At 61.4% G+C, this 6,000-nt stretch carries 4 protein-coding genes; 2 read left to right on the forward strand and 2 right to left on the reverse strand.

The genetic code is table 11. The annotated features are described in order from the left end of the window. Positions 1-300 precede the first annotated feature (300 nt). Both Q7T64_RS09795 and Q7T64_RS09800 read right to left on the reverse strand, forming a co-directional pair. On the reverse strand, positions 301-2,115 hold the full coding sequence (locus Q7T64_RS09795; protein ID WP_304795008.1) for an acyl-CoA dehydrogenase: 1,815 nt from the start codon (positions 2,113-2,115) through the stop codon (positions 301-303). A gap of 19 nt (positions 2,116-2,134) precedes the next feature. Then, positions 2,135-3,313 carry an acetyl-CoA C-acyltransferase gene (locus tag Q7T64_RS09800; protein ID WP_304795010.1) on the reverse strand — a complete coding sequence of 393 codons (1,179 nt, stop codon included), beginning with the start codon at positions 3,311-3,313 and terminating at the stop codon, positions 2,135-2,137. A gap of 225 nt (positions 3,314-3,538) precedes the next feature. Here Q7T64_RS09800 and Q7T64_RS09805 point away from each other — a divergent pair, with 225 nt between their 5' ends. Both Q7T64_RS09805 and Q7T64_RS09810 read left to right on the forward strand, forming a co-directional pair. Continuing rightward, positions 3,539-5,206, forward strand: coding sequence for an MFS transporter (locus tag Q7T64_RS09805; protein ID WP_304795012.1), 1,668 nt, complete (start codon positions 3,539-3,541; stop codon positions 5,204-5,206). A gap of 418 nt (positions 5,207-5,624) precedes the next feature. Further along, the coding region (locus tag Q7T64_RS09810) for a hypothetical protein (RefSeq protein WP_304795014.1) at positions 5,625-6,000 on the forward strand (376 nt) is incomplete at its 3' end.

Consider the following 6,000-nt stretch of genomic DNA (forward strand, 5'->3'; position numbering starts at 1 on the left):
TGCGCCCACCGATGCGCAATCAGTTTCGCGATAGATCGTTAATGCAAACCGTTGCCCCGATTCAATTCATATCGGGCGCAGGCGCGCCAAGCAAGGTTCACTCTTGGATCTTCGCTCGTCGATGTTGACGATCACTTCTCAGTGCCTTCATCGAGCCGCCGCAGGAACGCCATTTTTTCCGCTATCCGGGACTCCAGTCCGCGTGGCACCGGCTGGTAGCAGCCGGGTTCGGGCATGCCATCGGCTACCAGGCGGATCGTGTCGCGCGCAACGAACGCGCGGGCGGGTCGGCTGCTCGTGTCAGAACCAGCTGTCCTGCATGTCGAGCGTCGTGGTGTCCAGGCTTTCCAGCAGATCTAGCTGCGACCCTACCTTGGGCAATTCCCAGCGGAAGAAATAAGCGGCCGCCTGCAGCTTGCCGCGGTAGAAATCGCTGTCTGGCGTTGTGCCACGCTGCGCCGCAAGCGCCTGTTCCAGCCAAATCCACGCCACCACCGTATGGCCGAAAGCCTCCAGATAGCAGCTGGCGTTGGCCAGCGTCTTGTTGGCATCGCCCGCCGCGTACAGCGCAGCCGTCACCTTGCCTATGCGCGCAAGCACTGCGGCTAGCGCGCGCCCCCAAGGGGCCAGCATGGCGTCGTCCTGCGCGCGGGCGATGCTGGCCTGCATCAGCCGGGCGAGCGCCTTCAGGGCCGCACCATCCTGCATCACCACCTTGCGCCCCAGCAGGTCCAGGCCCTGTATGCCGTGGGTGCCTTCGTGGATCGGATTGAGCCGGTTATCGCGATAGAACTGCTCGACATTGTATTCGCGGGTGTAGCCATAGCCGCCATGCACCTGGATCGCCAGGTTATTGGCCTCCAGGCACCACTGGCTGGGCCAGGACTTGGCGACCGGCGTCAGGATGTCGAGCAACAGGCCGGCGCGCCGGCGCTCTTCGAAGTCGGGCGCAGTGCGCTGGTCATCCACCAGACGGGCGCAATACAGGCACAGCGCCATGCCGCCTTCCACATAGGCTTTTTGCGCCAGCAGCATGCGCTTGACGTCGGTGTGCTGAATGATCGGCAGTTGCGGCTGTGACGGATCCTTGTTCAGCGGGTGACGTCCCTGCGGCCGCGTGCGCGCATAGTCCAGCGCATGCAGATAACCGGTATAACCGAGCGCCGCTGCGCCCAGGCCAACGCCGATACGGGCTTCATTCATCATGTGGAACATGTTGGCCAGGCCGCGGTGCTGCTGGCCGACCAGGTAGCCGATCGCGCCGGCCTGCCCTAGCGGACGAAATTTGCCTTCGCCAAAATTGAGCAGGCAGTTGGTCGTGCCGCGATAGCCCATTTTGTGGTTCAGGCCGGCCAGCACGACATCATTGCGTTCGCCGCGGCTGCCATCGCTGTTGACCAGGAATTTCGGCACGATGAAAAGCGAAATGCCTTTGACGCCGGCAATTGGCTTGCCATCCGGCCCCGGCACTTTTGCCAGCACCAGGTGGATGATGTTCTCCGACAGTTCGTGTTCGCCGGCAGAAATCCACATCTTGTTGCCCCACAGGCGATAGGACCCGTCTGCCTGTGCCAGCGCGCGCGTGCTGATGTCCGACAGGCTGGAGCCGGCCTGCGGTTCGGACAGGCACATGGTGCCCAGGTAACGGCCGGCCAGCATCGGCGTGACATAGCGCTCGATCTGTTCGGGCGTGCCGCACTTGAGCAAAGTATTGGCGCTGGCAATGGTCAGGAACGGATAGGCGCAAGTGCTGACGTTGGCGGCCTTGAACCAGGCAAAGGCGGCCTTCTCGACCAGGCAGGGCAACTGCATGCCACCGCGCTCGAAGTCCTGGCCGGCCGCCATCAGGCCGGCAGCGGCGAAAGCGTCGAGCGCGGTCTTGACTTCCGGGATCAGGTGAACCCGTTCACCATCGAAGCTCGGTTCCTGCTGGTCGCTTTTCTTGTTGTGCGGCGCGAACAGGTCGGTGGCGATCTGTTCGCACGTATCGATGGCGGCATCGAAGGTTTCACGGCTATGCTCGGCGAAGCGTTCGCGCCGGGTCAGTGCTTCTGCATCAAGCCATTCATACAGCAAGAATGCAAGGTCGCGCCGCGACAGGATTCTGGATTGCACGCTGGCAGGCTCCGGCGGATCAGACGACCTCGAACAATCCGGCCGCGCCCTGGCCGCCACCGATGCACATGGTCACGACCACATATTTCACGCCGCGCCGCTTACCTTCGATCAGCGCATGGCCGGTCAGGCGCGCGCCGGACACGCCATACGGATGGCCGACGGCAATCGCGCCGCCATTGACATTGAGACGGTCCATCGAAATTCCCAGCGTATCGGCGCAATACAGCACCTGCACGGCGAATGCTTCATTCAATTCCCACAGGCCGATGTCGTCCACCTTCAGGCCGGCGCGCTTGAGCAGGCGCGGAATGGCAAACACCGGACCGATCCCCATTTCATCGGGCTCGCATCCCGCCACCGCGAAACCGCGGAATATGCCCAGCGGCTGCAGGCCTTTTTGCGCTGCGAGCTTGTCGCTCATCAGGATCGCCATCGATGCGCCATCGGAAAACTGGCTGGCATTGCCGGCCGCAATGACGCCGCCGGGCATGGCCGGCCGGATTTTGGATACACCTTCATAGGTGGTGTCGCCGCGAATCCCTTCGTCGGCGGAAATCGTCACTTCGCGCGTGGCCAGCATGCCGGTTTCCTTGTCGGCCACGCCCATCACGGTCGTCATCGGCACGATTTCCTGGTCGAACCGGCCGGCGGCCTGGGCGGCGGCAGCGCGTTGCTGGCTTTGTGCGCCGTATTCATCCTGGCGCTCCCGCGGGATCTTGTAGCGGCTGGCGACGGTCTCGGCCGTTTGCAGCATCGGCCAGTACACCTCGGGCTTGTGCTGCTTGAGCCAGGTCTCGACGATCATGTGGCGATTGGCCTCTTGCTGCACGCAGGAAATCGACTCGACCCCACCGGCGGCATAGATGTCGCCCTCGCCGGCAATGATGCGCTGCGCTGCGGTGGCGATGGTCTGCAATCCGGATGAACAGAAACGATTGATCGTCATGCCAGCCGTCGTCACCGGACAACCACCGCGCAATGCGACCTGGCGCGCAATATTGCTGCCCGTCGCGCCTTCGGGTGTGGCGCAACCGACCAGCACGTCTTCCACTTCACCCGGCTCCAGACCGGCGCGCGCAATCGCGGCTTGCAGCACATGCCCACCCAGGGTCGCGCCGTGGGTCATGTTGAAAGCCCCTTTCCAGGACTTGGCCAGCCCGGTGCGGGCAGTGGATACGATGACGGCGTCTGTCATGGGGAGGTCTCCTGTGGCGGGGCTTTTTTAGCCGGTGTGTTGGGTTTGCACTGCGCTGAAGAATAGCATATTAGTACGGTCGTTCGGAAAGCTGGCGGCGCTCGCGTCGCCGTAAGTTTCTGTAAGTTTGAAGCAAGTTTTCCGTAAGTTTGACTGCCTACACTGTGCCAAGCTCCGGAGAACCTCGAGCTTTCCTAAATCAACTAAATAAATCAGGAGACAAGCATGGCCACAGTCCAGACCGCGTCACGCGGTATTACTGCGGAGGAGCGGAAGGTTATCTTCGCGTCCTCCCTGGGTACCGTGTTCGAATGGTATGACTTTTACCTGTACGGCTCGCTCGCTGCGATTATCGCAAAGCAATTCTTTGCCGGAACCGATCCCAACACTGCGTTCATCTTTGCCTTGCTTGCCTTCGCCGCCGGCTTCATCGTGCGTCCATTTGGCGCACTGGTGTTCGGTCGCCTGGGCGACATGATCGGCCGCAAGTACACGTTCCTGGTGACCATTGTCATCATGGGTGCGTCTACCTTCATTGTCGGACTGCTACCGACCTATGCGTCGATCGGCATTGCCGCACCGATCATCCTGATCTCGTTACGGATCTTGCAGGGATTGGCGCTCGGCGGCGAATACGGCGGCGCGGCAACCTATGTTGCCGAGCACGCACCGCACGACAAGCGCGGCGCATTCACCGCATGGATCCAGACCACGGCTACCCTTGGGCTGTTCATGTCGCTGATGGTGATCCTGGCCACCCGTACTGCCATTGGCGAAGCCGCATTTGCCGACTGGGGATGGCGCGTTCCTTTCCTGCTCTCCATCTTCCTGCTCGCGATTTCAGTCTGGATCCGCTTGTCGATGAACGAGTCGCCGGCCTTCGCCAAGATGAAGGCCGAAGGCAAGACTTCCAAGGCGCCGCTGTCGGAAGCCTTCGCCAAGTGGGGCAACCTGAAGATCGTGATCCTGGCGCTGATCGGCCTGACAGCCGGCCAGGCCGTGGTCTGGTACACCGGCCAGTTCTATGCGCTGTTCTTCCTGACGCAAACGCTGAAGGTTGACCTGTCCACCGCCAACTTGCTGATCGCCGCTTCGCTGGTGATCGGTACGCCATTCTTCATCGTGTTCGGTGCGTGGTCCGACAAGATCGGCCGCAAGCCGATCATCATGGCAGGTTGCCTGATTGCCGCACTGACCTATTTCCCGATCTTCAGCGCACTGACCCACTACGCTAATCCAGCCCTGGAAGCCGCCATCAAGAACGCACCAGTGACCGTCACGGCAGATCCGGCCAAGTGCCAGTTCCTGTTCAACCCGACCGGCACCAAGAAGTTCACGTCCTCCTGCGACATAGCACGTACGGTACTGGCCAGCGCTTCGGTGGCTTACACCAACGAGCCAGGTCCAACCGGTTCGCTCGCCAAGATCAAGATCGGCGACAAGGTCATCGAAGGCTATGACGCTAGCGGCCTGTCCAAAGCCGATGCCGACGCCAAGGACAAGGCATTCAAAAAGGAAATGAGCGACGCCATCAAGGCTGCCGGCTATCCCGCCAAGGCCGATCCGGCAGCCATCAACAAGCCGATGGTGCTGCTGCTGCTGGTGATCCTGGTGATCTACGTCACGATGGTGTATGGCCCGATCGCCGCGATGCTGGTTGAAATGTTCCCGACCCGCATCCGCTACACGTCGATGTCCCTGCCCTACCATATCGGTAACGGCTGGTTTGGCGGCCTGCTGCCAACCACCGCGTTCGCGCTGGTGGCGTACAAGGGCGACATCTACTACGGCCTGTGGTACCCGATCATCATCGCCCTGATGACCTTCGTGATCGGCATGATCTTCATCCGCGAAACCAAGGATGTCGACATCTACGCCGAAGAGCGCGGATAAAAAAATTCGGGCACGAATCTTCGTGCCCCTGCCGGACCGACACCCTGCATGCCATTGGCTGCAGGGTGTTTTTATTTCCATGAACGATTGTGCGTTCAGCGATATATGAGTCCTGCCCTATAGTCATTTAGCGACCGATGAGTTGTTCACCGCACCAGCTCGCAAGAGGCAATTAACAGATCAACTTTTTCGCAAACCCCTGTTACGAACGCGCCGACGTTTGCCGCCAGTGTGCGGCCGACGCATCGTCCTCCATCGACCAACAACAGGGAAAACCATTTTGGACTCGAATACGCCATTCAAGCAGCGCGCCAATCCATCTTCACCACGACGCGCGCACACAAGCAGTACAGCAAGCCCGGCGGGAAACCGCCAGCGCAGCGAAGGCCTGCAGCGAACAGCCTCATCGCCGCCGCGCGTGGTTACCGCACGGCGCGAAGAAGTGCGCGCCGTGCGTGCAGCATGGTCACAGCTCAAGAACGAGCTGTATCGCGAAAAGCTGGTAGCGCAGAACGGCGAACTGGAAAATTCGCTGAGGGAGCTCGAGACCCTGATGATCACGGCGCCCGGGACCAGCGATGTCAGCGCCGATATCCGCGATATCAAGCTATTCATCCGCGAAAGCAAGGCGATCGGCGCCGAGGCTCGCACGCGCCTGACCAGCCGCTTGCAGACGCTGGATCACGCCCTCGACGCGATCAGCGGCCTGCCCGATATGGGTCGCTCAAGCCTGCGTGAGGACCTGGCCGCCATGCAACAGGCGCTTGCCGCCGGCCTGCCCCTGTCGCCCACGC

Origin of the sequence: Lacisediminimonas sp., from assembly GCF_030645335.1 — a bacterium.
Lineage (GTDB): Bacteria > Pseudomonadota > Gammaproteobacteria > Burkholderiales > Burkholderiaceae_D > Lacisediminimonas.

Coding starts and splice junctions, on each gene's coding strand:
- Q7T64_RS09800 (WP_304795010.1), bottom strand. CDS start 3,313: ATGACAGACGCCGTCATCGTATCCACTGCCCGCACCGGGCTGGCCAAG.
- Q7T64_RS09805 (WP_304795012.1), top strand. CDS start 3,539: ATGGCCACAGTCCAGACCGCGTCACGCGGTATTACTGCGGAGGAGCGG.